This is a genomic window from Achromobacter sp. LC458 (assembly GCF_001005835.2).
GTDB classification, from domain to species: domain Bacteria; phylum Pseudomonadota; class Gammaproteobacteria; order Burkholderiales; family Burkholderiaceae_B; genus Achromobacter; species Achromobacter spanius_B.
The window spans coordinates 88,182-113,920 of the sequence record NZ_LBHW02000018.1 but is presented as its reverse complement, the minus strand read 5'-3'; the positions used below and the strand labels follow the sequence as shown (position 1 = coordinate 113,920).

Sequence of the window (25,739 nt, the reverse complement as noted above, 5' to 3'; positions counted from 1 at the left end):
AAACCTCGCGGGGGGACAGGGGCGATAAAAGCCGGAGTGGGGCGTTGCGCATTCAGGGTTCGACGTTGGCTTGCGGCGTCGGGCATTCAGCGGCCGTGCCCCATTGGCCGGCGCACACGCGCAGGCGGCATTGTTCGCCCTCAAAGAAACTGAGTTTGCGGCATTCTTTCAAGCGTTCTGACAACGGCGAGCCCGGCATCTCGCGCATGAAAATGCCATCGGATTTATAGACGCGCGTGCCGGGCGGAGACGCGGGCGGCAGGCCGTAATTCATCAGCGCGGACAACAGCGCCGCGTCGGTGTCGGAAGGCTGTGCGGCCTTGCGCGGTGCTGCGGCGGGCTTAACGGCGCGCGGCGCATTGCCGTGCGGGACTACGGCTTCGCGCGCGCGTTGTTCCGCCGCCTGGCGCGTGGGACCGGGCGCGGTGGCGGCAGGGGCGGCGGTGGCCGGCGGCGTCATCGCCAGCACCGACAGCGGGTTGGTCGGCTCGCGCGATGGTTCCGGTTCACCACGGCCCACATCCGCATCGCGCGCGGGCGGCGATTCATCGATGATGGCGGCTACCGCGGGCGGCTTGTCGGACGCCCCTTGCGTCGCGTTGGCCTGCGGCGCGCGCGTGGCGGCGGGCGGGGCGCCCGATGCCGCTGGCGACGCGGGCCGATTCGCCTGCGAAGCATCCGCGCTCAATCCCGTAGCACCCGGCGCCTGGGCCTGCATCGCGCCCGTGGGGTCCTCGTGGATGAACCACGTGATGCCACCGGCCACCAACGCCAGCAGCAACGCCAGCGCCACCCAGCGCCGCGCGCGCGGGTCGCGCCGCGCGGCCAGGTGTTTGACCTCGGCTTCAGGCGCGCGCCCTTCCAGCGCCGCCAGTATTCGTGTGGACTCGGCCTCGCCTCGCGCGGCTGTGGAACCGCTGAGCAGACTCGGCGCGGTCATCGTAGGGCGAGCTTCTTTTTCGTCTTCTGCCATGCGGGTTCCCGTGTCAGCAGGAGGCGTGTGCAGCCCCCCCGTAACCAAGCCCGTCGAGAATACCCGAACACCTCATTTGGAACATCGATTCTTGTTACGATTTCTAAGGGTCCGACGCGGTTTGCAACGCCGGATCGCTTGCCTCCCACGCGAATAGAACAAAAGATGACGCCTTCCGCATGAGGGACCGATCTTGTTACTGCTACTGCCCCTGTATTTTTTGCTGGCGGTGGGCGTTTCCGCTCTCCTGTTTTTCCCTGCACTTCGCCAAGGCGCGGTGCGGGGTTTGCGCGCGTGCGCACAGGGCGTGGCGCGCGGCGCAACGCGTGGCGCAAGCCAGGCGGGCGGTGCGGTGGGTGGCACGGCCGGGGCCTTGCACAGCGGCGTGAAAACGTCGGCGGGATGGGTGGCGCGGCATCGCTGGCAAGTGGCAATCGGCCTTGCAATTGTGTTGCTGCCGTCACTTTTTGCTTTCGTCATGCGACACAATCACACATTCATTTACAGCCCTCAGATGACGGGCCCGGACCGCCGGATTCAGGCCTTGCTGGAAGGCGAAAGGCTGGCCCCGCCGGCCCCCCTGCCGCCCGACGCATTCACCACGCGCGAGGTGGAATTGGTGCGGCCGAAGCTGGGTGGCGCAAGCCGCAATTGGGACCTGCTGGATGCGGATTTCCGCCAGCGTCTGCTGCTGGCCTATCGCATCATGCGCGAGCAGCACGGCTACGAAATGGCGCTGATCGAGGGCTATCGCAGCCCGCAGCGCCAGGAAGAATTGGCGGGCATGGGCACGCACGTGACCAACGCGGGTGCGTTCCAGAGCTATCACCAATATGGCCTGGCCGCCGACAGCGCGTTCTATCGCGACGGCAAGATCGTCATTTCGGAAAAAGACCCGTGGGCCATGCGTGGCTACGAGCTGTTCGGCCAGACCGCCGAGCTGGTCGGCCTGACCTGGGGTGGCCGCTGGAAGATGATGGACTTCGGTCACGTAGAGCTGCGTCGGCCCGGCGCCATGCAGCGCGCGGGAGACACGGCGAAATGAACGCGACGCATTGCAACGCGCGCGCCGGCGCCCCGATAACAACAACTTCATTCCTCTGACCGGGCGCACATGGCACGTTTGTTGAAAAAAGGCTTGCTGGTTCTGGCGCTGTTCGCGGTGGTGTGGCTGGCCGTCATCATCTGGTGGCAAGAGTCGCGCACGCTGCCGACCGGCGTGGACATCGGGCTGTATTTGTTTGCGCTGCCGCTGGCGCTGTTGGGCGCGCTGTGGCTGGGCGCGCGCATCGTGCGCGCGGCGCGTGCGCCCAAGCCGCAACCCGTGGCATCGGCCCCCGCTGCCGAGGCGGCGCCGGCGGCGCGGGCCGAACTGCGCGTCGTTGCATTCGCGGCGCGCGCGGGGGCCGGGCCGGACGCAGCATCGATTGCCGAGGCGTTGATCGAACAACAGCGCCCCGAGCTGGATCCCGAACTGAAGACCTTGCAGGGCTTTCCCGTTTTCGCGGCGCGCGTGCCGCAGCTGGACGACGTTGATCTGTACGCCGCCGCACGCGAACGCGGCGCGCCCGCCGACGCGTTGGCCACGGCGGGTCTGCGCGCAACGGCCCTGCTGGTCGATGTCGCGGCCACGTTGACCGACCAAGCGCATCGCCGCGTCACCGAACTGGATGTGCCGGCGCGCGACGAAGACTGGCCGTTGCTGCGCTTTGACCTCCTGCTGCCCGCAAGCTGGCCGCAGCCCGCGCGTGAGCGCGCGCGCGCCGAAGTGCTGGCGGCAGCGGGCGTCTGGCCCGATAGCCGCGTCAGCGTCACGGAACACATCGCGCATGACGTGATGGCCACCGAGACACTGCTGCGTGAATTGGCGTCGCTGCCCGTCGACACCAAGGCCGCGCCAACGTGGCGCATCGTGCTGGCCGGTGACGGCTACATCGATCAGGATCAGGTAGCGCAATGGGACGCGGACGCCACGCTGCTGACGCACGCCAATCCGCACGGCCGCGTGCCGGGCGAGGCCGCTGCCGGCTTGCTATTGAACCTGGTGGATACCCAGGCGGGTGTGGCCGACGCAGGGCCGACCGCATCGAACGCGGCTGCGACGGCCCCCTCCTTTGCATCCACCGACCTGCGCGTCGCCCTGTCACCCATGATCCAACGCCAGAAGCCCGCGGATGCACGGGGCGCGTTGCCTGAGCCCGCGCTGGCCGAACTGGCGCGCGACCTGTTGCAGCGCGCGGCCGTTGCGCCAGACACCGTCGTGCACGTGGTCAGCGACGCCGATCATCGCGGCAGCCGTCCGTTGGAAGCCCTGGGCGTGACGTCGCAATTGTTTGAACACCTGGATGCCAGCAAGGATTGCCACGCGGTGGGCGTGGCCTGTGGCCACACCGGCGTGGCCGCCTCGTTGCTGACCTTGGCCATCGCCGGTGAAGCCTGTATGCAGGCCGAACACCCGGTGCTGACCCTTACCCTGCAAGACCCCGCATTGCGCTGCGCGTCCCTGGTCTATCGACCGGCCGCCGGCACTACCGCCTGACTCGGAAAATAACAGCGAAAACCATGCGTAGCCCCTCAGGATTCCTATCTTCTCTTTCCAGTTCCATGAGCGATATTCGCTACTGGGGCGCGCGCGTGTTCGCCAACCCGCGCACCTTCATGGTGATCGGGTCGATTGCGCTGATCGTCTTCCTGTTCCTGTTCGCCGACACCATGCAGATCGGGCTGATATGGGCCGGCACCGCGCTGGGCGTATTGCTGTTGCTGTGGCTGTGCGTGCAGCTGTGGCGGCGCCGCCGCACGCGGCGCGCCAACCAGCAGCTGGGCGACATGCTGGAGCAACAGGTGCAAACGGGCGCCGTGTCCAGCCCCGCCGCCAACCGCAACGACATCGACGCCTTGCGCCAACGGCTGACGCAGGCGGTGCGCACGATCAAGACGTCAAAGATCGGCCAAACGTCGGGCAACGAAGCCCTGTACGAACTGCCCTGGTACATCGTCATCGGCAACCCGGCGGCCGGCAAGAGCAGCGCGGTCATCAATTCGGGCCTGCAATTTCCGTTTGCGGACAAGAACGGCGCGGCCGTGCGCGGCGTGGGCGGCACGCGCAACTGCGATTGGTTCTTCACCACGGAAGGCATCCTGCTGGACACGGCGGGCCGCTATTCGGTGCACGAGGAAGACCGCAACGAATGGATGAGTTTTCTGGACCTGCTCAAGCGCCATCGCCCGAAGGCGCCGATCAACGGCATCATCGTGGCGGCCAGCATCAGCGAGCTGACCGATTCCGGCCCGGAATTTGCCATCAACCTGGCCAAGAACCTGCGCCAGCGCGTGCAGGAACTGACCGACCGGCTGGAGGTGTTTGCGCCGGTGTATGTGATTTTCACGAAGGCGGATCTGATCGCCGGCTTCTCGGAGTTTTTTGCGGATGCCGACCCGCGTGAGCGCGACCGCGTGTGGGGCGCCACGCTGCCGTATGGCGCGGACGAAAGCCGCGACGTGCTGACGCAATTCGACGAGCGTTTTGACGAGCTGTATGAAGGCCTGAAGGAAATGGGCACGGCGCAGATTTCGCTGCGACGCAGCGGCGCCCTGCCCCCGGGCCTGCTGACTTTTCCGCCGGAATTCGCGGCGATCAAACCCGCGCTGCGCACGTTTCTGTCGACCTTGTTCGAGACCAATCCGTTCCAGTACAAGCCGGTGTTTCGCGGCTTTTACTTCACCAGCGCCCTGCAGGAAGGCGCCTCGCGCAGCACCTCGACAGAGAAGCTGGCCGAGCGCTTCAGCCTGCGCCCATCCACGCGCGGCGCGGCGCCCAACACGGCATCGCACAACGGCCTGTTCCTGCGCGACCTGTTTTCCAACGTGATCTTTGCCGACAAGAAGCTGGTGCGCCAACACGCCAGCCCCAACAAAGTCCGCATGCGTTACCTGACCTTCTTCGGCCTGGTGCTGGCGCTGGGCCTGGTGCTGGGCGGCTGGAGCTGGTCGTACCTGGGCAACCGCCAGTTGGCCACCAATGTGCAGGCGGATCTGGACAAGGTGGTGCGCCTGCAAAGCGAACGCACCGATCTGCAAAGCCGTCTGGAAGCGATGGAGATCCTGCAAGACCGCATCGAACAGCTGGACCGCTATTCGTCCAGCCGCCCCCTGTCGTTGGGCCTGGGGCTGTACCAGGGCGATGTGCTGCGCGAACGCCTGCTGGCCGAGTACTACAACGGCCTGCGCCAGTTCATGCTGGTGCCGGTGAAGGCCAGCCTGGAAGAGTATCTGGGCCGCGTGGATACGTCGAAGGCCGCGGCATCCGGCGCGACGGCCACGCCGGTATCCACCCAGGCGTCTGCCCAGGCACAGGGACAGCCGGCGCGCGCCAATGCCGGCGACACCTTGTTCCAGGACGCCTCGCCCACCAACGTGGACGACGCGTACAACGCGCTCAAGACGTACCTAATGATGGCCAACCGCGAGCACGTGGACCCGACCCACCTGTCGGATCAGATCACGCGCTTTTGGCGCGGCTGGCTGGAAACCAATCGCGGCGCCATGCCGCGCGACCAGTTGATCCGCAGCGCGGAGCGGCTGATTTCGTTTTACGTGGCGCGCGCCGCCGATGCCGATTGGCCGCAGATCGAGACCAATCTGGCGTTGGTGGAACGCACGCGCGGCAATCTGCGCAGCGTGATGCAGGGCATGCCGGCGCGCGAACGCGCCTATTCCACGCTGAAGGCGCGTGCCGCCACGCGCTTCCCGGCAATGACCGTGGCGCGCATCATGGGCGAAGCCGACGCCGCCGTGGTGGCGGGCAGCTACGCCGTGCCCGGCACCTTCACCCGCGAAGCGTGGGAGCAATACATCGAGCCCGCCATCGGCGAGGCCGCGCGGCGCGAAGTGCAGACCAGCGACTGGGTGCTGGGCGTGAACGCGCGCGACGATCTCACGCTGGAAGGCAGCCCGGAACAAATCCAGAAAAGCCTGGCCACGATGTACAAGACCGAGTACGCGCAGGAATGGCAGAAGATGCTGCGCGGGGTCACGATCAAGCCGTTCAACAGCTTTGAGCAAGCGGTGCACGGCATGAACCGCCTGGGCGATCCGCAGAATTCGCCGCTGGTCAAACTGATCAACACCACCTACGAGCAAACGTCGTGGGACAACCCGTCGCTAATCAACACCGGCATTTCGCAAGCGCAGACGGGTGTGGTGGCGTGGTTCAAGCGCGTGATCCTGCGCCAGGGCCAGCCCAAGCCCGCGCAGGCGCAGACGGCGGCCAACGGCGAACAGATTCCGATGGGGCCGGTGGGCCGCGAGTTCTCGGACGTGGCCCGATTGGTGGTCACGCGCGACAACCAGTCGCTGATGGGCAACTACATGACGGCGTTGTCGAAGATCCGCACGCGCTTTAACCTGATCAACAACCAGGGCGACCCGGGTCCCGGCGCCTTGCTGCTGATGCGCCAGACGCTGGAAGGCAAGGACTCGGAGCTTGCCGATGCGCTGAAGCTGGTTGATGAGCAAATGCTGGCCGGCCTGACGCCCGCGCAACGCGAGACGCTGCGCCCGCTGCTGGTACGCCCGCTGATCCAGGGCTATGCCGTGGCCATGCAACCGGCCCAGACCGAGCTGAACAAGGTGTGGAACGCGCAGGTCTATCAGCCCTTCAGCCAGGGCCTGGCCGACAAGTATCCGTTCTCGACCAAGGCCGGCATCGAGGCCAGCGGCGAAGAAATCGGCCAGGTGTTCGGCCCGCAAGGCAGCATCGCCAAGTACCTGAACGACACGCTGGGGCCGCTGACCGTGCGGCGCGGCGACATCCTGACGGCGCGCACCTGGGGCGACATGGGCATAGATTTGCAGCCCTCGTTCACTGCCAACTTTGCACAGTGGGTGGCCCCGCTGGCGGGCGGGGCGGCAGGCTCGGGCGCGGCGTCGCAGCCGCAGACGCTGTTCCAGATCCAACCCAAGCCGGCGGGCGGCGTCACGGAATACACCATCGAGATCGACGGCCAGCAACTGCGCTATCGCAATACGCCGCCGCAGTGGGTCAACTTCGTGTGGCCCAATGCGCAGGGCGCACCGGGCGCGCGCATCACGGCCACCGCGTTTGACGGCACCGTGGTCGAGGTCATCAACGAGCCGGGCCGCTTTGGCCTGGAACGCCTGATCTCCGGATCGCAGCGCAAGCCCAACCCCGACGGCAGCTTCGACATGAGCTGGACCAAGTCGAACATCACCGTGCCGGTCAAGCTGCGCATCATCAGCAACGCGCAAGCCGCCAGCGCGGGCGGCACCGAACCCGGCAGCCAAGGGCTGCGCAACCTGCGCCTTCCCGCCTCGGTGGTGGGCGCATCCTCTCAACCCTCCGTCGCCCCGACGCCTGCCGGAGCGCAGCAATGAGCCATCCGCAGTCCCCCATGTTTCGTACGGCCTACTTCGGCAAAATCCCGTCTCGCGGTGATTTCGTGAAGAACACCTCGCACCCCCAGTTGATGTCGACGCTGGATGCGTGGGTGGCGAACACCATGGAGATCCTGGCGCAAGACCCGCACTGGAAGACGCTGTACGACGAGGCGCAGCCCGTGCCCTTCGCGGTGTTGGGCTCGCGCGGCAAGCTGGCCATTGCCGGCCACCTGCAACCCAGCCGCGACCAGTCCGGGCGGCGCTTTCCGTTCATCAGCGCGACGTCGGTAGAGGTAGCGCGTCCGCTGGATTTCATCGCGCGCAGCCCGCTGGCGTTCAGCCGCATGTGGAACCGCATGGGCGCGGCCGCCGCGCAGCTGATGCAGGACGGCGACCCCGCCCCGGCGCTGCAAACGCTGAACGACCTGGAAGGCGAGATCCGCACGGCGGCCGACGACGGCTTCGATGCCTTCATCGACCTGCAAACAATCGAACGCGTAGAGGCCATGCTGCGCAACAACGGCCACGCGGCCAGCATGCACGACATCGTGCTGGCGCTGGGCATCCTGCTTGCACCCGTGATGTCCAGCGGCTCGTCGCAGCTGGACACGGGGCTGGCGTTGCCGCTGCCGGACGACCCGCTCTACATCAACCTGGTGGCCACGTATTGGATGACGCTGATCGCGCCCTTCCTGACGCGCGCCGACTTTGAAATCGCCATGTTCATCGGCAGGGTGGCGGGCAAGCATCGGCTGGTGCTGGGCTTTCGGGGCGCATCGCCGCAGACGCTGGCCAGCCTGTTGTCCACGCCGCAGACCTTATCGCAGCACTACATCGTGCTGGAGGGCGCGCCGTGGGTGCGCGACCATGTCAGCGCCAGCCACGGGCTGGCCAAGCTGTCGAGCTATCTGGATCAACCGCGGCTTTCCTTGCGCCAGGCGCTGGAAACGTTCCGCGAAGTTTTCATCGGAGCCTAGCGCATGCGCACGCTTATTCTTGCCCTGGCCGCCACGCTGTCGTGCGCGGCCCATGCCCAGGATGCCGCAACGGTGGTGCCGGCCAACGTCATCCCCCAACCCGGCCAGGTGGTGGCCAGCGGCGCGGTGCCCGACGAGGCCACCAAGGCCGACGTGCTGGCGCGCTTGCAGAAGGTCTATGGCGTGGGCAACGTGATTGATCGCATCGACGTGGGCGGCGTGGTCGCGCCGGCGAACTGGTCGCAACACGTCAGCAAGCTGCTGGACACCCCGCTCAAGCAGATCAACCGGGGTCAGCTGGAGATCGACGGCACGCAGATCCGCTTGCGCGGCGAGGTCGACAACGAAGCGTCGCGGCAACAGATCGCCAGCACCTTCGCCACGTCGCTGAACCCCACGTACAAGATCGTCAACGGCCTGCGCGTATCGGCTGGCAAGGACGAACAGGATGTGCTGGACAACCTGCTGAGCAACCGCGTTGTGGAATTCGAAACGGGCAGCACGCGGCTGACGGCACGCGGCCGCGAGTTGCTGGACCGCGTGGCGGATGCGGTGCCCAAACTGCGTGCCGACAAGATCCAGATCATCGGCCACACCGACAGTTCAGGCAGCCGCAGCACCAACCTGGCGCTGAGCCAGGCGCGCGCGGATGCGGTGCGGGATTATCTGGTGGACAAGGGCTTGCCGGTGTCGCGCTTCGAGGCGATGGGCGCGGGCCCGGATCAACCGGTCGCGACCAACGCCACGGCCGAGGGGCGGGCCAAGAACCGACGCATCGAATTCCGCGCGGCGCGATAAGGCTGGCGGTTGGCGCTTAGCCGTTCTCGCCGGCCTTCTTGATGCCCAGCAGTTCTTCCAAGCCCGACAGGGTCTCGTCGTTCTTGACCACCGTGCGCAGCCACAGGTGCAGCGACATCTCGCCCCAGCTGGCGGCCTTGTCGGCCAGGTAGGCTACCGGGCTGTGCGGCTCGGTGCGACGGAAAAAATCAGCCACCTCGCGCAGCTGCGCCAACGCCTGCTCGCGCGTCTGGATCGGACCACGCACGGCGGGCGTTGAGGGGATGCCGACCGGCGCACCGGCGGCAGGGAAGGAATCGTCGGCGGGCAAGGTCGGCTCCACACGGGTGGGAACGGCGGGCGCCACGGGCGGCTGTGGCAAGGTCGGCGCCATATCGGCGCGCACCAGCAAACCAGCGTCGCGCGCAAAGCGGTGGACCAGTTCGGTCACGTTGCGCAGCGCCTCGCGCACCCTCGAAAACGCCGGGCTTTCGTCGCCCAGGCGCTCGTCCAGCGTGCGTTCCAGCTGCGCCAACGCCTGCGCGCAACCTTCCAGCTGGCCGTCCAGTTCGGAATAGAACGACGGCGGCGTATCGCGCCGCGCCGCATCAAAGCGGTCTAGCGTGAGCTTGCCCCGGGTCAGCTCGTTGGCGTTGTCCGGCGTGCGCTTGACGGCGTTAGCCAACTGGCTGGCGGCATCCCAGAGCACCGCGCCATAACGCGCGCCGTCCGCCTGCGTCAGCGGAATCTCACCAATCAGTTGCTGCGACCGCGACAGCAGCCACGCCAGGTTGCCCACGCGTTGCTGCACGTCGCCATCCTCGGGCACGGGGTGCAGGCCATCCCAATAGTTCTGACACAGGCCGTCGATCAACAGATAACCGTCGCGCAAGCCCGCAAAGCCGCGCGTCTTGGCCCACGCTTCCGCCAGCCACGACGCAATGCGTATGTCCTTGCTACGGTTGCGCAGCGCCTCGGAACAGATGCGCGCCACTTCCGGCCAGTCGGCCTCTTTCAAATCAATGATCCAGTCGCCTTGGTCCAGCTGCGGATCATCGTGCCGACGCGCTTCGCGTATGGCGTCGAATTCAGGCGAGAACACCAGGTCCACGCCGCAGGGCGCATCGCCGGGTATTGGAAGCAACAAGGCGTTGATGTCGGTCATAGTTCTGGGAAGCGGTAGCGAGGGCTGGCGGCGTCAGCGCCAAAGGCGAAGACAACGCCGCCAGCGGCGGGAATGGCGGAAATGATCCCACATTCGCTTACGCATAACGTTCAAAGATGACACGTCCTATTACAAGGCGCATCACGATGCATCGTTATGATTTCGGCTCCTATCCAAGGAGCGTCCATGACGACGAAATCCATCCGCATGTTGCCCGACGGGCACTTCATTGCCGGCACCCCGCGCCGAGCGCCCGACGGCACCTATGTCTGCGGCGAAGGCCCCATCACCCGCGCCCCCGACGGCACGTACGTGGCAGGCACCCCGCAACGCGCGCCGGACGGCAGCTACAAAGGCGGCGGCGGCCCCGTGCGCATGGCGCCCGACGGCACATTCGTGGTCGGCCCTGCCCGGCGCGCGCCGGACGGCACGTATCTGTAAACAGATATCTCGCGCCATGTCCCAACGCCCCGTCATCCGCAAAGGCGACAAGACGTCGCACGGCGGCGTCGTCGTGACCGGCGATGAAACCGTCATCATCTTCGGCCAACCCATGGCCCGCGTCGGCGACCGCGTCACCTGCCCCAAATGCGGCGACACGCACACCATCGTCGAAGGCGTGCACAACGTCAGCTCCGACCGCATGACCGCGCTGGAAGGCATGCGCACGTCCTGCGGCGCGACGCTCATCGCGAGCCAGAGTTTTTATCAGTTGGAGTTTGGGTGAGGCGTGCAATGCAATGACGGGCCGGGGGTAGGTATCCCTGTCCCGTCGGAATCGCGCAAAGCAAAAGGCCGGAAAGCAAAAAGCCCACCGCATGCGGTGGGCTTTTTTTGCCTGGTGCACCAAGTTTCCCGGGTACGACCAAAAATTCTGGTGGGCTGTGAGTGGCTCGAACACTCGACCTACGGATTAAGAGTCCGCTGCTCTACCAACTGAGCTAACAGCCCTGCAATGCACGCATTTCGATTCGTTTTCAACCGCGCGGCTATCTGTTGATGGCCTTGCTGCTGACCGCGTTTCGCTATGTGTGTAGTGCGAAGAAGCAAGATTATATGTAGGTTTTTTTGTTTGTGCAAGTCGGGTGCGAAAAAACTTTCACACCCGCTGCGTCAGGCTGCGTAGCCGCCGTCCACCGACAGGCTGGCGCCCGTGATGTAACGCCCTTCCGGGCCGGCCAGGAAGGCCACCATGCCCGCGATGTCGCGCGGTTCGCCATAGTGCGGCAGCGACAGCACGGCGACGAGGTCGGCCGCGTGGTCGCCGTTCGCCGGGTTCATGTCGGTGTCGATCGGGCCGGGGTGCACGACGTTGACGGTGATGCCGCGTGCGCCCAGGTCGCGGGCCAGGCCTTGGCTGAGCCCGATCAGCGCGGTCTTGCTGGCCGCGTACAGCGCCACGCCGGGGCGGCCGGCGCGTTGGGACAGGCAACTGCCGATGTTGATGATGCGGCCGCCGTCCGGCATGGATGCCTGCGCGGTGCGGATGGCCACGAACGGAGCGCGCACGTTGATGTTCATCGTGCGTTCGTATTCCTCAAGGCTGGTGTCGCCGATGACGCCGGTGACGAAAATGCCCGCGTTGTTGACCAGCACGTCCACCGGTCCAAGCAGCTTGATCGCTTCTTCCACGGCCTGCCTGACGGCCAGCGCATCTTCCGCATCGGCCTGGATGGCGCGCACCTGGCGTGCGCCGGTGGTCAATTCCGTTGCCAGTGCCTTGGCTGCGTCAGCCGAGGAAGGGCTGACGTAGGTGAAGGCGACGTGCGCGCCCTCGGCGGCCAGCCGGCGCACGATGGCCGCGCCGATGCCACGACTGCCGCCTGTCACGAATGCGACCTTTCCGTTCAAGTTGCCCATGTTTCATCCTTATTTGTAGTGATCGATACAAATATCATCGCCGCGAAATATTTGCGGCGTCAACAAATTTTTTATCGATCAACACAAAATAGGCGTCGCAGGTAAAATCCCGCCATGGCAGAACGTGGGCGCCCCCGGAGCTTTGACCGGGCCCAGGCCTTGCAAAAGGCAATGGAAGTTTTCTGGTCGAAGGGATATGAAGCAGCATCGCTGTCCGAACTCACGGAAGCGATGGGCATTAACTCGCCCAGCCTTTATGGCGCGTTCGGCTCCAAGGAAGACCTGTTTCGTGAAGCCGTCGAGCTATACCGTGAGACCGCCGGCGGGGGATCGCGGCGCGCATTGCAAGACGGCGCGACTGCACGTGAAGGCGTTCAAGCCATGCTGATGGCCGCAGCCGAACGCTTCACCGCGCCGGGCACGCCGCCCGGCTGCATGATCGTATTGGGCGCGCCGTCCGGCAGCGTCAACCACGCCAGCGTTGGCGAATTCCTCTGCGATAGCCGGCGAGAGATGCAGGCCCGGATTCAGGCCCGCCTTGCCGCCGGCGTTGCCGACGGCGAACTGCCTGCCGGCACCGACGTGAAAGCGCTGGCGGCGTTCTACACGACCGTGTTGCACGGCATGTCGATCCAGGCGCGCGACGGCGCCAGCCGCAAGACTTTGCAATCAGTGGCGCGGCAAGCCATGTGCGCCTGGGACGCCCTGACGGGCAGCCGGCCGCCTTCAGGCGTGCCTCCGGGCCACGCCCGTTCCTGACGGCCGCGACCATGTTCCGCATCGACCTTCGGCGCCTTATCCTTTGGATCTGCCTGCTGTCGGTCGTTTTGGTGCTGGCCGGCGGATTGCACGCCAGCTACCTGGTGCAGCGCGACCTGCTGCTGCACAACGCGCTTGAGGTCAACCGCGTCTACGCGTCCAAGCTTGCCGTCACCACCGACCTTTTTCTGGCGGACGTGCGGCGTTATCTGGCGTATAGCGCCGACGTGTTGACCGACATGGAAGCGCGCCCCGGCTTGATGGTCGAAGAAACGCGGCGCCAACAAGCGCAGATGGGGCAGTTCAATTCCACCGTCGTGGTCTCGCCGACGGGCAAGGTCATTGCGGCATCGTCGGCGTATCCGCAACTGCTGGGCCAGCAACTGACCAGCGAGCCGTCGCGCAATGCCATCCGCACGCAGCAGCCGAATATCAGCGAACCCTATCAGGCCAGCAACAACCGCTGGCTGATTCTGTATTCGCATCCGATTTTCTCGCGTGATTACCGTTACCTGGGGTACATCGCCGGCACGCTGTATCTGCACGAGGACAACGCGCTGGATCGCCTGCTGGACAAGCATTTCTATCGCGACGATTCGTTCGTGTACGTGATGGATCGCAACGGCACGCTGATCTATCACCCGGATCGCAGCCTGCTGGGCCACAAGGCACCGGACATCGACGCATTGGCGGCGGCGCGGCGGGGTGAAACGGGCGAAATGCGGTTTACCGATCAGCAAGGCCGCGACATGCTTGCGGGTTACGCCCCCGTGCCCAGCACCGGCTGGAGCATCGTCGCGCAGCGGCCGGTCGCGGGCACCCTGCAACCCTTGAGCGACCTGCTCATGGCCACCGCCCGCAATACCCTGCCCTTGCTGCTGTTGTCGATCATCACGATCTGGGTACTGTCGGGCTGGATTGCCCGGCCGCTGGGCGAACTGGCGGGCATCGCCAAGCGCATGGAAGACCCGGATTCCGCCGACCGTATCCGCGACGTGCGGTCGTGGTATTTCGAGGCGGCGCAGCTCAAGCGCGCGCTCATCATCGGCTTGGCGGCGATCCATCACAAGATTCGGGACCTGCGCCGTGAAAGCACCACCGACACGTTGACGGGGCTGCTGAACCGGCGCGGCCTGGACGAGGCCATGGCGCTCTTGCAAGCGGGCGAATCGCCCGTGGCGCTGCTGGCTATCGACATCGACCACTTCAAGACCATCAATGACCGCTATGGGCACACGGCGGGCGACCGGGCCTTGCAGGCGTTGGCGGCCGTCATGGGCGAAGGCTCGCGGGTGGGCGACACCCTGGCGCGCGCGGGTGGCGAAGAATTCGTGGTGCTGATGCCGGGCGCCTCGCTGCATTCCGCGGCGGCTGCCGCCGAACGGCTGCGGCAGCAGATCGCCTCGCGGCAGCCGCCGGATTCCATCGGGTCGCCGCTGACGGTGTCGGTGGGCGTGGCGCGCTATCCCGAACACGGCGCCACGCTGGAAGCGGTCTACCGGCGGGCGGACAAGGCGCTTTATTACGCGAAGAACAACGGCCGCAACGCCGTGTGCGTGGCGGATGACGCCGAACCGGAAGGTGCCCGGCGCGTGTCGCCGAAGTAGCGATGCCGCAGGTGGCGGCACGGTGACGGCGCGGCGGCGGCACGGCGGCCCTTTAGCCGAGGGCCGCCATCCTGACCGACCTACTTCCCCGTCTGCGCCGGCGCGGTCGGCGGCTTGCGCATCTGTTCCAGCAACGGCCCGCACGCGTTTTCGTCATTGGTGCTGGGCGCGATCAAGGCCAGCAGGCCGGCGGCCGGGGTCAGCAACACGCCCAGCGCCACCATGCCCGCGCCGCGCGCCGCCAGCGGGCCCACGTGCACGCCCACATCGGGGTCGCCGAACGTACCGCGCACGTACAAGGGCGAACGCAGCGAGAAGATGCGGAAGCCCTTGCTGTCGGGCGTGACGTCCATATCGATTTTTTCGTTCTTGAAATCGGCCGTGCCGGTGATGCTGATCAGCGCGTTTTCAGTGTCGAAAACAAAGACGCGCGGCGTCATCACGCCGTTTTTCATGGCCAGGTCGGCGGCGCCGCAATTGATCTTTACCTCGTCGTCGCCAAACAGCTTGGACACCACGTAGTTGCCCACATTCAGGCCGGCGATCTCCATCAGGCTGCGGCTGATGACGCCGTCGTTGACCAGCATTTTGATGTCGCCGGTGGACGTGCCCAGCAGCGCCGCCACGGAATTGCCGGTGCCGCTGACGGCAAGATCTCCGTTCAGTTCGCCCAGCGTCTTCTGCATGGCTTCGGTGGCGGGGAACAGCTGCTTGAGCCGCAGGCGGCGCGCATGCAGGTCCACGCGCCCGGCCATGGCCTCGTGGGCACCATCCAGATTGATGGTGCCGTTGATGTTGCCCCCCGCGATGCCGAACTTGAAGGGGTCCAGCGTCAGCTTGCCGTCCTGCAAGACCACGTGCACCGACAGGTCTGACAAGGGCAGCTTGCTGTCGTGGATGATGCGGCCGGCGTCCAGCGACACGTCGGCATCCATGTCGCGCCAGCGGTCGGTGCGAAACGCCTGCGTGGGCAGCACCTTGCCGCCCTTGGGCTTGGCCGGCGCGTCCTTCGTCTTGTCGGCGGGTGCGGCGGCGGTGCCGTCTGCCGGCACCCCGATCAACGGCCCCAGGTCGACCATGCGCAATTGCTTGGACGACAACTTGCCCGTCAGCTTGGGCCGCGGCGCCCCCATGGCAAAGGTGATGTCGCCATGCAAGTCGCTATTGCCGACCTTGCCGTTGAAGTCCTTGTAGTCAAACACGGCGCCGCCCGGGTTTTGCAGCTTGGCCACCAAATGCCCATCCGTGGAATACGGCGGCGTATCCGGCAAGGTCACGCCCGTCAGCGGGTACAGCTGCGCCATGGATGCGCCGGCCAGCTTCAGGCGCAAGTCCAGCGCGCCCAGGTTGGCGGGGTCGGTCACGGTGCCGGTGATCGACGCCTTGGTGCCGCCCACGGCGACATCCGCCTGGACCGGAAAGGGTTGCTTGGGATCTTGCAGGGCCAACATGCCGCCGACCTTGCCTTCGCCTTTGGTGTCCAGACCTTTGTATTTGCCGTCAACCTTCCAGCCGAAGACATAGTCGCGCGGCGCCGGGGCCTGGCCGTCCTGTGGCGCGACGGCGGCGCCCGCCACGTCGGCGAACGGGACGGGCTTGCCCAGCGGATCGACCAGCACCGTCAGGTCGGCTTTAAGCGTCTCGTCGACGAAACCAACGCGGCCCTTGTCGAAACCGATCTCGTTGATGTCCAGCACCCACGGCGACGGCTCGCCGGATTCAGGCAGCGTGAACACCCAGTTGGCGCGGCCATCGGCCAGCCGTTGCAGATCGGCGGCGGGCTCGGTCAGCTGGATTCTGCGAATGACGACGCGCTGGCGCAGCAACGGCAAGGGCGCCAGGCTGAACTCGCCGCGCTTGAGCGTGGCGAAGGTCGGCGCCTTGGCCCAGGGCGCATTGCCGATCGAAATATCGTTGGCGACCACATGCGGCCACGGCACCCAGGCCCGCCAACCGCCCTCGTCCCGTTCACGCTGCCACTTGACGCTGAGATCGCCATTGATGGCGAACGGCCTGCCGATGGCGGCGCTGGCGCGTTCATTGATCATGGGCTTGGCGCGGTTCCAGTCAAAGGTGGCGATCACCACCGCCAATACCAGCACGAGCAGGGCCAGTGCCCCTACAATCCCGATCGCTATTTTTCTTGTTCGCGTCATGGCGTTCATCCTTGGCGTTATGGCCGGCCCGTCACCGCCGACCCCATTTACCAACAAGGGTATCGCGGCCCGGGGCAAGGGTTAAGCTTGCCGGCCCCATAATGTGTGCGGATCTTTCCAAGCGGCGGCGCTGCATACCGGCCGACATGGCGGTCGTCGCCTTGCCTGACGCAGCATGCGGCGTGCCCGGTAAAGGTGAAGCACAATAAGGGCCGTTACAAAGCGAAATAGCCGAAGCGGTGACCGGCGTGGTCGGGCGCGCGGATTCGCTGAATTTTCTACGCGGTCCCTGATCCAATGCCCGCAAGATTGGTTTCGGCCCACCGGGCCGGATGCAGAACAACCTGGAGGCCCAATGCGGCATTCAACCCTGATTTTCGTAGTGGCGGCATTTGCGCTGCTGACGTTGAGCCGCTTGGCGCTGGCCGCCTGGCAGTGGCAGCGCGTGCGCAATGCCGGTGGCCTGGTCCCCTTGTTGCTGGGCGGTTTGCGCATCGACGCGCATCAGATCGCCGTGCTGGCCGCGCTGCCGGCGGTGCTGTCGCCTTTCTTTGGCCACTTTCCGATTGCCGCCTCGCTTGCCGGATATTGGTACCTGGTGGCCTTCATGCTGCTGGCCTTTCTGGAAGTGGCCTCGCCGCCCTTCATCCTGGAATACGACTCCCGGCCCAACCGCCTGTTCGTTGAATACCTGAAGCACCCGCGCGAAGTCTCGGGCATGCTGTGGCGCGGCTACAAGCTCGTGCTGGTGGGCGCCTTTGCCGCCCTGGCGCTGATCGGCTGGGGCGCGTACGCCCTGTTCGGACACGCCCAGGCCGACGCGGCGCTGACCTGGTGGCAGATGCCGATTGCCAGCGTGGTGATCCTGGCGGTGGTCATCCTGGCCATACGCGGCACGCTGGGCCATCGCCCGATCAACCCGTCTTCGGTGGCCTATTGCTCGGACGGCATGCTGAACACGCTGGCGCTCAATTCGCTCTACAACGTGTTCTACGCCGTCTACAGCATGAAGAACGAAAAGTCGGCCTCGGCGGTGTACGGCGGCATGGACGATGACCAGATGCACGATCTGGTGCTGGCGCAAGCCGGCCTGCCCAATCCTCCCGCCAACCCCGACTACCCCAGCCTGCATCGCCAACCCGCCACGCGCAAGACGGCGCGGCCGCTGAACCTGGTGATCATTCTTGAAGAGAGCCTGGGCGCGCAATACAGCGCGGGCTTGGGCGGCGCCAACCTGACGCCGGAACTGGATGCGCTGGCGCGCGAAGCCTGGGCGTTTACGCGCGCCTATGCCACCGGCACGCGCTCGGTGCGCGGGCTGGAAGCCGTGGTGACGGGCTTTTTGCCCACGCCTGCCCAGGCCGTATTGAAGCTGCCCCGTTCGCAGCGCGGCTTTTTCTCGCTGGCTGACCTGCTGGGCCGCCATGGCTACCATTCGCGCTTCATCTACGGCGGCGAATCGCACTTTGACAATATGAAGGGCTTCTTCCTGGGCAACGGCTTCAAGCAGATCGTTGACCGCGCCGACTTCGTCGACCCCGCGTTCGTGGGCACCTGGGGTGCGTCGGACGAAGACATGTTCAATCAGCTTGACCGCCTGCTGCGCGAAGACGGCGACAAGCCCACCTTCACGCTGGCGTTCAGCGTATCGAACCATACCCCTTGGGAATACCCCGCCGGCCGCATCCAGACGGAAGGCAACCCCGCCACCGTGGAGAACACGGTGCGCTATGCGGACTGGGCGCTGGGCCGCTTCTTTGAACGCGCCAAGGCGTCGCCATACTGGGAGAACACCGTGTTCCTGGTGGCGGCCGACCACGATTCGCGCGTATTCGGCGCCAGCCTGGTGCCGGTGCGCCACTTCCATATTCCCGCCGTGATCCTGGGCGCCGGCGTCGAGGCACGCCGCGACGACCGCCTGATCAGCCAGATCGACCTGCCGCCCACCTTGCTGTCGCTGATTGGCGTGGACACCGAACACCCGATGATCGGCCACGACCTGACGCGCAGCACACCGGGCCGCGCCATCATGCAGTACGACAACACGTACGGGTATCTGAAGGAAAACGACTTGCTGGTGCTGGCGCCCAACAAAACGCCGGTGCAGTACCGCTACACCGCGCCTGAAGACTACGCGCCCGTTGCCCTGAACCCCGAGCTGGCCACCGAAGCGCTGGCCCATGCGCTATGGCCCAGCTGGGCGTATCGCGAAGGCCGTTACAGCCTGCCCGGGCTGACGCCCGAAATGGCGGCCACGCCGGTGGACGCCGCCAAGCGCTGATCCACGCGCCACGCGCTGATCAGCGCGGGCGCAGGAACCCCTTGCGCGCCTTGTCGCTGGGCGCATGGCAATGGCAGTCGGGGGTGTGGTCGTTGACCATGCCCACCGATTGCATGAAGGCGTAGACAGTGGTGGGCCCGACGAACTTCCAGCCCAGCTTTTTCAATGCCTTGGACAGCGCGATGGATTGCTCTGACGTTGACGCGCCCAGCGTCGATGGCGACCCGTCGGGCGCTTCAAAGCGCCAGAAGAACGCGGCCAGGGACCCTTCCCGATCGATCATTTCCAACGCACGCGCCGCGTTGTTGATCACGGCTTCAATCTTGCCCCGATGGCGCACGATGCCGGCATCGGCCAACAGCGCCTGGATGTCTTTCTCGCCAAACTTCGCGACGCGGGCAGGGTCGAACTCGGCAAAGGCGCGACGAAACGCCGCGCGCTTGTTCAGGATGGTGCGCCAGCTGAGGCCGGACTGAAAACCTTCAAGGCAAAGCTGTTCGAACAGCGCGCGATCATCCCCTTGCGGGCGCCCCCACTCGGTGTCGTGATAGGCCATGTATTCGGCGGATGTATCCACCCAGCCGCAACGGGCAAGGCCGTCGGGGAAGTCGTTTTTGGCGTTCAAGGCAAAGCTCCAGGCTGCGGTCAGGTATCGATGCTAACGCAGCAACGTCCCCGAAAAAAGTCGTAGCAGCCGCAGTCTGAATCCAGCTACTATTTGCGCGCTGATCCCGTGCCGGCCCTGTCCGCGCGCGCCCCGGATCCCAAACGGGCTTGCACCAACAGCAAGCCCGTTTTGCGTCCATCCCGGGGTCGGGCAGGCTTGCCAAACTTCTCCCCTCTCTCATGTCGCTGCTAGAGACCGCTGTTCTGACGTTCGTGTCGCCCGCCATCCTGGCCGGTGACAAGGCCGATGCCAACCCTTGCCTGGACTGCGGCGCCTGTTGCTCGCACTTTCGGGTGTCGTTCTATTGCGGCGAGCTGGCGGGCGAAAACGGTGGCCACGTGCCGGTGGAATTGGTCACGCAGATGAGCCCGCTGCGCGCCTGCATGAAGGGCACCGAAATGGGAGGCGGCCGCTGCATTTCGCTGCGTGGCGAACTGGGCAAGCCCGGCATCCACTGCGCCATCTACGAAGACCGCCCCACGCCCTGCCGGGAATTCGATATCTGGATGCCCGATGGGTCGCCGAACCCGGACTGCCAGCGCCTGCGCGCAGGCCTGGGGCTGGCGCCCGTTGCGCCCCGTCCCGATGCGGAAAACGACCCGCAAGGCCCGATGCACCCGGATCAACCGGCCGCGGCGTAGCAACGCGCCCGCCGCACGGTCAATGCGGTTGCAGCCCCGCCAGATAACGCGTGGGCGTCATGCCGAAAGCCGCCCGGAAACTGCCGATGAAGGCGCTGGTGCTTTCGTAGCCCACCGACAAGGCCGCCTGCGTTACCGAGCCGCCCCGGCACAGCATTTCAAGTGCGCGCAGCAAGCGCGCCTGCTGCCGCCACTGCCCCAGCGTGACGCCGGTCTCTTGCCGGAACCTGCGCATCAAGGTGCGTGACGACATGTTCAGCCGCTGCGCCCATTCATCGATGCCCGCCATGTCGTCAGGCGTATCCAGCAGCGTGTTGGCCAGGTCTTGCAGACGCGGGTCAACGGGCATCGGCAGCAGTTGCGGCGTATGCGCGCGCGAGTCCAGTTCGTGCAACAGCACGTCAAACAGCTGAGCCTGGTAGGCGCCGGAAATTTCGCCCGGCTGGCTGCCGCTGAACCGGTCAACCAGGGCTTCGATAAGTTTGGATGACGGCCATGACCGGCAGTGCGCCGGCAACCGGTGGCAAACGTCGGGCCGTACGTAGAGGAACGTGCCGCGGGCATCGCCGAACCAGCGGGCGCCATGCGGCGTGCCCGGCGGAATCCAGCCCAGGCTGCCCGGCATCACCGTCCAGACCTGCGAGCCGGCCTGAACCACCACCAGGCCTTCGTGCACCAGCGTCAGCATGCCTTCGTCATGCACGTGCAAGGGCACGGCGATGCCCTTGGACTCGCGCCGCCCTTGCACGCTGAACGATGTCAGCAGCGTATCGGGGCGCGCGTTGGCGATGGCCATGTGAAGCATGGTTGGCAACTTTGAGCTACAGGTTGACGGGTTCCCGTTAGCGGGCGAAGTTGAAAATGTACATCATTCTCATCAGTCGGGCATCAGCCCCCCGAAGGAGAAAACGATGGACACTACGCGGCTGCGCGACGCCGGCATTAAAGCCACCTTCCCGCGTCTGAAGATTCTTGATCTGTTTTATCAGCACGCCGATCAACACATGAGCGCGGCCGACATTTACCGCAATCTGATCTCGGACCGCAGCAGCATCGGCCTGGCCACGGTGTATCGCGTGATCACGCAACTTGAAGACGCCGGCCTGCTCAAACGCACTCAGCTCGACGCGCACAACACCGTGTTCGAGCTTAACGACAAAGGGCACCACGACCATCTGGTCTGCAAGCACTGCGGACAGATCCTGGAATCCAGCGATCCCGCCATGGCGCAACTGGTGCGCAAGATTGCCAAGCGCAGCGGTTTCCTGCTGGACTCCTACAGCCTGGTGCTCTACGGCAGTTGCGGCTGCAAAGCCGCCGCGCCGCTCGCCCAAGGAGAATTCGAATGAACCGCGATCATTTTTTCTTTCACGATCTATCGCGCTTTCCCATCGTGACCGCCAAACACGGCGGCGCCCCCGACGGTTATTCGGCCAGCTGGATACGCGAGATGGAAATGCTGGTGGACAATCCGCAGAGCTTCGTCATGGTCATGCCAGACATGCGTATGGAAGCCGGCCACGACGACCGCAAGGCGATGATCGATTGGCAGACGCGCAATATGCAGCGCTTGAAAGCACGTTGCCGCGCCTTTATTGCGGTTGAACGGGAACCTGATGCGCTGAACCGCATCCGCCAACGCGGCGAGAAAATGGCGCGCGCGTTCGGCATGCCGTTCCTGGCGGTGGCCACCAGCGCCGAAGCCCTGCAATGCGCGCGAGAACTGCTTGGCCACAGCGGCCCCAGTGGATTCGTCGTGGATTGAATTTGCGTAGATCGCGGTAGTACCTGCGCGCCTTCGGGCGCGTTTTGCATTTCCGGCGCTGCGCAAAAACGCCGAGGTTGCCGAAATTCGAATGCAATATTGATTATTTTGCGATTGTGGCAAAAAGCGTTGCTGGCATAAATTCCGTCTTTGGCACTTCCGCTGGTCCCTGCCCGCCGGGACTTGCGTGCGACGGCCGTTTCCGATGCCATCCGCCCCGCGCGCCATTTTTGCGGCTGCCAACCGCTTGGACTCGACATTGAGATTTACGGCATCCACGTCAATGAAGCGATTCCACTTCGATAGCACCGCGCTTCGTTATTTTCTTACCGTCGTCGACACAGGGTCCGTCAATGGCGCCGCCGCGCGGCTGAACGTTGTCAGCTCGGCGGTCAGCCGGCAGATCGCGGGGCTGGAACAGCGCCTGCAAAACCAGCTGTTTGAACGCCATCCCAAAGGCATGCGCGTGACCGAGGTGGGCCGCATCCTGGCGGACCATGCACGGCGCGTGGAAGCCGATGCCGCACGCACGTATGCCGAAATCGGCGGCCAGAACGGGCGATACACGCAAACCGTGAAGATCGCCGGCGCCCATGGCATTGCGACGCGCGCGCTGCCGCCTAAATTCGCGGCGTTCCAGACAGAGCATCCGTCGGTGCGCTTTAACCTGACCGTGCTGGACGCCGGGCTGGTCACTGAAAGAGTGCGCTCGGCCCAGGCCGACATCGGCGTCACGTACAGCCACGCGGCCGAAAAGGACATTGCCGTCATCTGTGCGCGGCCGGCCGAGATCGTGGCCGTGATGCGCCCCGGCCATCCGCTGGCCGCCCATGGCTCGTTGCATTTGACGCAGCTGTCGGCCTATCCGCTGGCGTTGCCCGAAGGCGGCAGCGCGTTGCGTCGGCTGCTGGACATGGCCTCAAGCCTGTACAACACCACCCTGTCGCCCGCCTTCACCTCCAACCACCCCGATGCGGTCTACCACTATGTGCTGACGGGCAACGCGGTGACCTTGTGCGCCCGCTTGACCGCCGCCGCCCAGCTGACGGCCGGCACATTGGTTTGCCGGCCCGTTCAAGACGCGCTGCTGAACGGCGGCCAGATCCAGATCCAGACCCACGTATCGCGCCCGCTGCCCGACGCGGCCCAGCGGTTTTTGCGGTATCTGCGCAGCGACACCGAAGGGTTGTTCTAGGCACGGGCGCGCCGCCGCCAGCTGCGTTGCCGAAACGACAACGGGGCGCTGAGAAATGATCAATTGTTAAAGTTGTAATCTAAATTTACAGTCGACGCGGGTTTATCACTTGATCTTGGCGGCGGCTTTGCGCCGACCGCCCTTGCTGGAGTCTCGCGCATGTTTAAGAACCTGAAAATTCGGACCGGGCTGTTGTCCGTCCTTACGCTGTTCGTCCTGGCGCTGGCCGCCGCCACCGGCATGGGCTGGTCATTCGCCAAGGTGGCCGATGAAGCGGTCGACAACCTCAATCTGGTGTCTACCGAGCAGACCCGCCCGCTTTACGAGACGCAAGTCCTGCTATTGCGCACCCGCATCACGCTGGTGGCCGCCTATCTGGACGTGCAGGCCGGACGCACCGCCCAGGCGCAGGCCAGCGTCGAGCAGGCGGGCAAGTTCCTGGCCAGCGCGCGCAAACGCTATGCCGTATTCCAGACGGTGCCCAAGCTGACGGATGCCGCCCGCAAAATGACGGCGGACATGGACGGCGTATTCGACGCCTATGTCCGCAGCATCGACGCGCTGGGCGATGCGCTGCAAAAGCAATCCGCCGAAGGCTACGTCGCGGCGGTGGCCGAGGCCCGCGTTGCGGACGCGCGATTCGAAGAACGGCTTGGCGCCATCCTGTCCCACACGGAGCGGCGCGCCGTGGAGATCAACGACGCGTCGGACCGCCGCTATCTGCAAGCCGAAACCGCCGCCATCGTCATGTTGAGCCTGGCGTTGATTCTTGCCATCGGTTGCTGGCGCTTCATCAGCCGCCAGGTGCTGTCGCCGTTGAAAGAGGCCGCGGTGCACTTTGACCGCATCGCCTCGGGCGACCTGACGCAGCGCGTCCACACCGGGGCCGACAACGAGATCGGCGTGTTGTTCTCGGCCCTGAAGCGCATGCAGGAAAGCCTGACGCGCACCGTGGCCGAAGTGCGCCGCAGCGTGAACGAAATCAACACGGGCGCGGCCGAGATCGCGTCGGGCAATACCAATTTGTCTTCCCGCACGGAAGAGCAGGCTGCGTCGCTGGAAGAAACGGCCGCCAGCATGGAAGAGCTGGCCACGGCGGTCAAGCAGAACACCGAACACGCCCACCAGGCCAACGCGCTGGCGGCGGAAAGCCGCGGGGTGGCAATGCGCGGTGGCGAAGCGGTGCACCAGGTGGTGGAAACCATGTCGCGCATTTCGGATAGCTCGCGCCGCATCGCCGAGATCGTTTCGGTCATTGACGGCATCGCGTTCCAGACCAATATCCTGGCGCTGAACGCTGCCGTGGAAGCGGCCCGGGCCGGCGAGCAAGGCAAGGGCTTTGCGGTAGTGGCGGGCGAAGTGCGGTCGCTGGCGCAACGCAGCGCGCAAGCCGCGCGCGAGGTCAAGGACCTGATCGAACAGTCCACCACCAACGTGGACAGCGGCGCCGAACAGGTGCGCCAGGCCGGTGAGACCATGCAGGAAATTGTGTCGTCCGTGCAGCGCGTTACGCAGATCATGGCGGAAATCACGGAAGCGTCGACGGAGCAATCGCAAGGTATCGACCAGATCAACCGCGCGGTTACGCAAATGGACGACGTGACGCAGCAAAACGCCGCCTTGGTCGAGCAAGCCGCCGCTGCCGCGTCGTCGCTGGAAGACCAGGCCAAGCGTCTGGCCGCTACGGCCGCGTTTTTCAAGGTGCCGGCTGAAACCATTATCGACGTCACGCCGCAGGCGGTTGCGTTACGTCACGCCCACGCGCACTGAGGCGATGACCGCCGCCTCATGCAAATGGCCGATATTGCCCCGCCACCCCATCCATTTGTATGAGTATTTTTTCCCTAAGCCGTTTTCCGGTTTAAGACTTGCCGGCCTGTGGCCGTTGTTAAAGGCGTAGGCGCCGTTATCCACGCGGCGCCTTGCCCCCACCACAACGAGCCGCCCGCCAAAATGAATCGCGCCCTTGCCTGTATTTTCTGCCATTCAACGCTGGCCCAGGGCGCGCCGTTGCTGGAAAAAAACGGTGCAGCCATCTGCAAGCGCTGCGTCGACCAATTCTCGGAACGCTTTTCGGAACGCGCCTGGGTCATGGCGGCCACGCTGGAAGAACAGCTGGACGTGCTGCTGGAAGAAAGCCGGCGGGCGTTGACGCAAAGCGAAGCGCTGTCCGAACGGGCACGCAGTTGCGGCCTGAGCCTGCACTTGCTGTCGGGCGCATCGGCGCGCACGCCATCCTGACGCAACACGTATTCCAGGGACGCATGGCATTGGGATATATGGACGCTTATATCGGCCTTCCTTAGGGCTTTGAAGCTGTCAGCTATCCGTAAGATCGCCTGCGCACGTTGCAAAACACTGTTGGGCTGATTATTAAAAGCCGCACGCCTGACGCGTTTTTGTTTTTTGTCGACATTATCGAACGTGCCGGCCCGTCCGCTTTCCCTTCGTCTGTGAAATGGCCATCCCGCGTTTAGTACCCAGTATTAAGCGTGCACCGTTTTGCCGTCGCCCATC

At 65.1% G+C, this 25,739-nt stretch carries 22 protein-coding genes and 1 tRNA gene; 16 read left to right on the top strand and 7 right to left on the bottom strand.

Translation table 11 applies throughout. From position 1 onward, the window contains the following. Positions 1-52 precede the first annotated feature (52 nt). A complete protein-coding gene (locus tag YH64_RS16700; RefSeq protein WP_143215411.1) occupies positions 53-940 on the bottom strand; it encodes a hypothetical protein in 888 nt (295 codons plus the stop codon). 226 nt (positions 941-1,166) lie between these two features. Here YH64_RS16700 and YH64_RS16695 point away from each other — a divergent pair, with 226 nt between their 5' ends. The 5 genes from YH64_RS16695 (at position 1,167) to YH64_RS16675 (ending at position 9,147) form a co-directional block, all read left to right on the top strand. Continuing rightward, positions 1,167-2,018, top strand: coding sequence for a M15 family metallopeptidase (locus YH64_RS16695; protein ID WP_370512753.1), 852 nt, complete (start codon positions 1,167-1,169; stop codon positions 2,016-2,018). A 69-nt stretch (positions 2,019-2,087) separates the two neighbouring features. Beyond that, positions 2,088-3,512: a hypothetical protein gene (locus YH64_RS16690; RefSeq protein WP_143215410.1), complete on the top strand. Its 1,425-nt coding sequence runs from the start codon at positions 2,088-2,090 to the stop codon at positions 3,510-3,512. 65 nt (positions 3,513-3,577) lie between these two features. Further along, positions 3,578-7,369: a type VI secretion system membrane subunit TssM gene (tssM, locus tag YH64_RS16685; RefSeq protein ID WP_046804219.1), complete on the top strand. Its 3,792-nt coding sequence runs from the start codon at positions 3,578-3,580 to the stop codon at positions 7,367-7,369. Continuing rightward, the gene (gene tagF / locus YH64_RS16680; RefSeq protein ID WP_046804220.1) at positions 7,366-8,349 is read left to right on the top strand and encodes a type VI secretion system-associated protein TagF; all 984 of its coding nucleotides are present in this window, start codon (positions 7,366-7,368) and stop codon (positions 8,347-8,349) included. Before tssM ends, tagF begins: the two co-directional genes overlap by 4 nt. Positions 8,350-8,352: 3 nt before the next feature. Continuing rightward, positions 8,353-9,147 carry an OmpA family protein gene (locus tag YH64_RS16675; RefSeq protein WP_046804221.1) on the top strand — a complete coding sequence of 265 codons (795 nt, stop codon included), beginning with the start codon at positions 8,353-8,355 and terminating at the stop codon, positions 9,145-9,147. Positions 9,148-9,163: 16 nt separating this feature from the next. On the opposite strand, the gene tssA is transcribed toward YH64_RS16675, so the two are convergent. Further along, positions 9,164-10,291, bottom strand: coding sequence for a type VI secretion system protein TssA (tssA, locus tag YH64_RS16670; protein ID WP_046804222.1), 1,128 nt, complete (start codon positions 10,289-10,291; stop codon positions 9,164-9,166). A gap of 186 nt (positions 10,292-10,477) precedes the next feature. Between tssA and YH64_RS16665 the strand changes: the two genes are divergently transcribed. Together YH64_RS16665 and YH64_RS16660 are read left to right on the top strand one after the other, a co-directional pair. After that, the gene (locus YH64_RS16665; protein WP_046804223.1) at positions 10,478-10,732 is read left to right on the top strand and encodes a hypothetical protein; all 255 of its coding nucleotides are present in this window, start codon (positions 10,478-10,480) and stop codon (positions 10,730-10,732) included. Positions 10,733-10,748: 16 nt separating this feature from the next. Further along, positions 10,749-11,018, top strand: coding sequence for a PAAR domain-containing protein (locus tag YH64_RS16660; protein WP_046804224.1), 270 nt, complete (start codon positions 10,749-10,751; stop codon positions 11,016-11,018). Between the two features lie 148 nt (positions 11,019-11,166). On the opposite strand, the gene YH64_RS16655 is transcribed toward YH64_RS16660, so the two are convergent. Next, positions 11,167-11,242, bottom strand: a tRNA-Lys gene (locus YH64_RS16655). A 162-nt stretch (positions 11,243-11,404) separates the two neighbouring features. After that, complete coding sequence (locus YH64_RS16650; protein WP_046804225.1) at positions 11,405-12,151, bottom strand: SDR family NAD(P)-dependent oxidoreductase; 747 nt, start codon at positions 12,149-12,151, stop codon at positions 11,405-11,407. Between the two features lie 114 nt (positions 12,152-12,265). On the opposite strand from YH64_RS16650, the gene YH64_RS16645 reads away from it, so the two are divergent. Together YH64_RS16645 and YH64_RS16640 are read left to right on the top strand one after the other, a co-directional pair. Continuing rightward, a complete protein-coding gene (locus tag YH64_RS16645) occupies positions 12,266-12,910 on the top strand; it encodes a TetR/AcrR family transcriptional regulator (RefSeq protein ID WP_046804226.1) in 645 nt (214 codons plus the stop codon). 11 nt (positions 12,911-12,921) lie between these two features. Next, the gene (locus YH64_RS16640) at positions 12,922-14,517 is read left to right on the top strand and encodes a sensor domain-containing diguanylate cyclase (protein ID WP_046804330.1); all 1,596 of its coding nucleotides are present in this window, start codon (positions 12,922-12,924) and stop codon (positions 14,515-14,517) included. A gap of 80 nt (positions 14,518-14,597) precedes the next feature. On the opposite strand, the gene YH64_RS16635 is transcribed toward YH64_RS16640, so the two are convergent. Then, positions 14,598-16,673 carry an AsmA family protein gene (locus tag YH64_RS16635; RefSeq protein ID WP_046804227.1) on the bottom strand — a complete coding sequence of 692 codons (2,076 nt, stop codon included), beginning with the start codon at positions 16,671-16,673 and terminating at the stop codon, positions 14,598-14,600. A gap of 355 nt (positions 16,674-17,028) precedes the next feature. On the opposite strand from YH64_RS16635, the gene YH64_RS16630 reads away from it, so the two are divergent. Further along, the gene (locus tag YH64_RS16630; RefSeq protein WP_052945983.1) at positions 17,029-18,954 is read left to right on the top strand and encodes an LTA synthase family protein; all 1,926 of its coding nucleotides are present in this window, start codon (positions 17,029-17,031) and stop codon (positions 18,952-18,954) included. A gap of 19 nt (positions 18,955-18,973) precedes the next feature. Here YH64_RS16630 and YH64_RS16625 read toward each other — a convergent pair whose 3' ends face one another. After that, a complete protein-coding gene (locus YH64_RS16625) occupies positions 18,974-19,579 on the bottom strand; it encodes a DNA-3-methyladenine glycosylase I (RefSeq protein ID WP_046804229.1) in 606 nt (201 codons plus the stop codon). A 221-nt stretch (positions 19,580-19,800) separates the two neighbouring features. Here YH64_RS16625 and YH64_RS16620 point away from each other — a divergent pair, with 221 nt between their 5' ends. Beyond that, positions 19,801-20,262: a YkgJ family cysteine cluster protein gene (locus YH64_RS16620; RefSeq protein WP_046804230.1), complete on the top strand. Its 462-nt coding sequence runs from the start codon at positions 19,801-19,803 to the stop codon at positions 20,260-20,262. A 19-nt stretch (positions 20,263-20,281) separates the two neighbouring features. Here the strand turns inward: YH64_RS16620 and YH64_RS16615 are convergent, their stop codons facing one another. Continuing rightward, positions 20,282-21,067, bottom strand: a complete 786-nt coding sequence (locus YH64_RS16615; protein ID WP_082134428.1) for an AraC family transcriptional regulator — start codon at positions 21,065-21,067, stop codon at positions 20,282-20,284. A gap of 106 nt (positions 21,068-21,173) precedes the next feature. Here YH64_RS16615 and YH64_RS16610 point away from each other — a divergent pair, with 106 nt between their 5' ends. The 5 genes from YH64_RS16610 (at position 21,174) to YH64_RS16590 (ending at position 25,463) form a co-directional block, all read left to right on the top strand. Next, on the top strand, positions 21,174-21,611 hold the full coding sequence (locus YH64_RS16610; RefSeq protein WP_046804231.1) for a Fur family transcriptional regulator: 438 nt from the start codon (positions 21,174-21,176) through the stop codon (positions 21,609-21,611). Then, a complete protein-coding gene (locus tag YH64_RS16605; protein WP_046804232.1) occupies positions 21,608-22,027 on the top strand; it encodes a hypothetical protein in 420 nt (139 codons plus the stop codon). Before YH64_RS16610 ends, YH64_RS16605 begins: the two co-directional genes overlap by 4 nt. Before the next feature lie 283 nt (positions 22,028-22,310). Further along, positions 22,311-23,222: a LysR family transcriptional regulator gene (locus tag YH64_RS16600; RefSeq protein WP_046804233.1), complete on the top strand. Its 912-nt coding sequence runs from the start codon at positions 22,311-22,313 to the stop codon at positions 23,220-23,222. Positions 23,223-23,381: 159 nt separating this feature from the next. Further along, complete coding sequence (locus YH64_RS16595) at positions 23,382-24,992, top strand: methyl-accepting chemotaxis protein (RefSeq protein WP_046804234.1); 1,611 nt, start codon at positions 23,382-23,384, stop codon at positions 24,990-24,992. A gap of 183 nt (positions 24,993-25,175) precedes the next feature. Further along, positions 25,176-25,463: a ClpX C4-type zinc finger protein gene (locus YH64_RS16590; protein WP_046804235.1), complete on the top strand. Its 288-nt coding sequence runs from the start codon at positions 25,176-25,178 to the stop codon at positions 25,461-25,463. Positions 25,464-25,739 lie beyond the last annotated feature (276 nt).

Excerpts from the sequence above, each read along its gene's own strand:
- YH64_RS16700 (WP_143215411.1), bottom strand. The coding sequence starts at position 940 with ATGACCGCGCCGAGTCTGCTCAGCGGTTCCACAGCCGCGCGAGGCGAG.
- YH64_RS16690 (WP_143215410.1), top strand. The coding sequence starts at position 2,088 with ATGGCACGTTTGTTGAAAAAAGGCTTGCTGGTTCTGGCGCTGTTCGCG.
- tssM (WP_046804219.1), top strand. The coding sequence starts at position 3,578 with ATGAGCGATATTCGCTACTGGGGCGCGCGCGTGTTCGCCAACCCGCGC.
- tagF (WP_046804220.1), top strand. The coding sequence starts at position 7,366 with ATGAGCCATCCGCAGTCCCCCATGTTTCGTACGGCCTACTTCGGCAAA.
- YH64_RS16675 (WP_046804221.1), top strand. The coding sequence starts at position 8,353 with ATGCGCACGCTTATTCTTGCCCTGGCCGCCACGCTGTCGTGCGCGGCC.
- tssA (WP_046804222.1), bottom strand. The coding sequence starts at position 10,291 with ATGACCGACATCAACGCCTTGTTGCTTCCAATACCCGGCGATGCGCCC.
- YH64_RS16665 (WP_046804223.1), top strand. The coding sequence starts at position 10,478 with ATGACGACGAAATCCATCCGCATGTTGCCCGACGGGCACTTCATTGCC.
- YH64_RS16660 (WP_046804224.1), top strand. The coding sequence starts at position 10,749 with ATGTCCCAACGCCCCGTCATCCGCAAAGGCGACAAGACGTCGCACGGC.
- YH64_RS16650 (WP_046804225.1), bottom strand. The coding sequence starts at position 12,151 with ATGGGCAACTTGAACGGAAAGGTCGCATTCGTGACAGGCGGCAGTCGT.
- YH64_RS16645 (WP_046804226.1), top strand. The coding sequence starts at position 12,266 with ATGGCAGAACGTGGGCGCCCCCGGAGCTTTGACCGGGCCCAGGCCTTG.
- YH64_RS16640 (WP_046804330.1), top strand. The coding sequence starts at position 12,922 with ATGTTCCGCATCGACCTTCGGCGCCTTATCCTTTGGATCTGCCTGCTG.
- YH64_RS16635 (WP_046804227.1), bottom strand. The coding sequence starts at position 16,673 with ATGACGCGAACAAGAAAAATAGCGATCGGGATTGTAGGGGCACTGGCC.
- YH64_RS16630 (WP_052945983.1), top strand. The coding sequence starts at position 17,029 with ATGCGGCATTCAACCCTGATTTTCGTAGTGGCGGCATTTGCGCTGCTG.
- YH64_RS16620 (WP_046804230.1), top strand. The coding sequence starts at position 19,801 with ATGTCGCTGCTAGAGACCGCTGTTCTGACGTTCGTGTCGCCCGCCATC.
- YH64_RS16615 (WP_082134428.1), bottom strand. The coding sequence starts at position 21,067 with ATGCTTCACATGGCCATCGCCAACGCGCGCCCCGATACGCTGCTGACA.
- YH64_RS16610 (WP_046804231.1), top strand. The coding sequence starts at position 21,174 with ATGGACACTACGCGGCTGCGCGACGCCGGCATTAAAGCCACCTTCCCG.
- YH64_RS16605 (WP_046804232.1), top strand. The coding sequence starts at position 21,608 with ATGAACCGCGATCATTTTTTCTTTCACGATCTATCGCGCTTTCCCATC.
- YH64_RS16600 (WP_046804233.1), top strand. The coding sequence starts at position 22,311 with ATGAAGCGATTCCACTTCGATAGCACCGCGCTTCGTTATTTTCTTACC.
- YH64_RS16595 (WP_046804234.1), top strand. The coding sequence starts at position 23,382 with ATGTTTAAGAACCTGAAAATTCGGACCGGGCTGTTGTCCGTCCTTACG.
- YH64_RS16590 (WP_046804235.1), top strand. The coding sequence starts at position 25,176 with ATGAATCGCGCCCTTGCCTGTATTTTCTGCCATTCAACGCTGGCCCAG.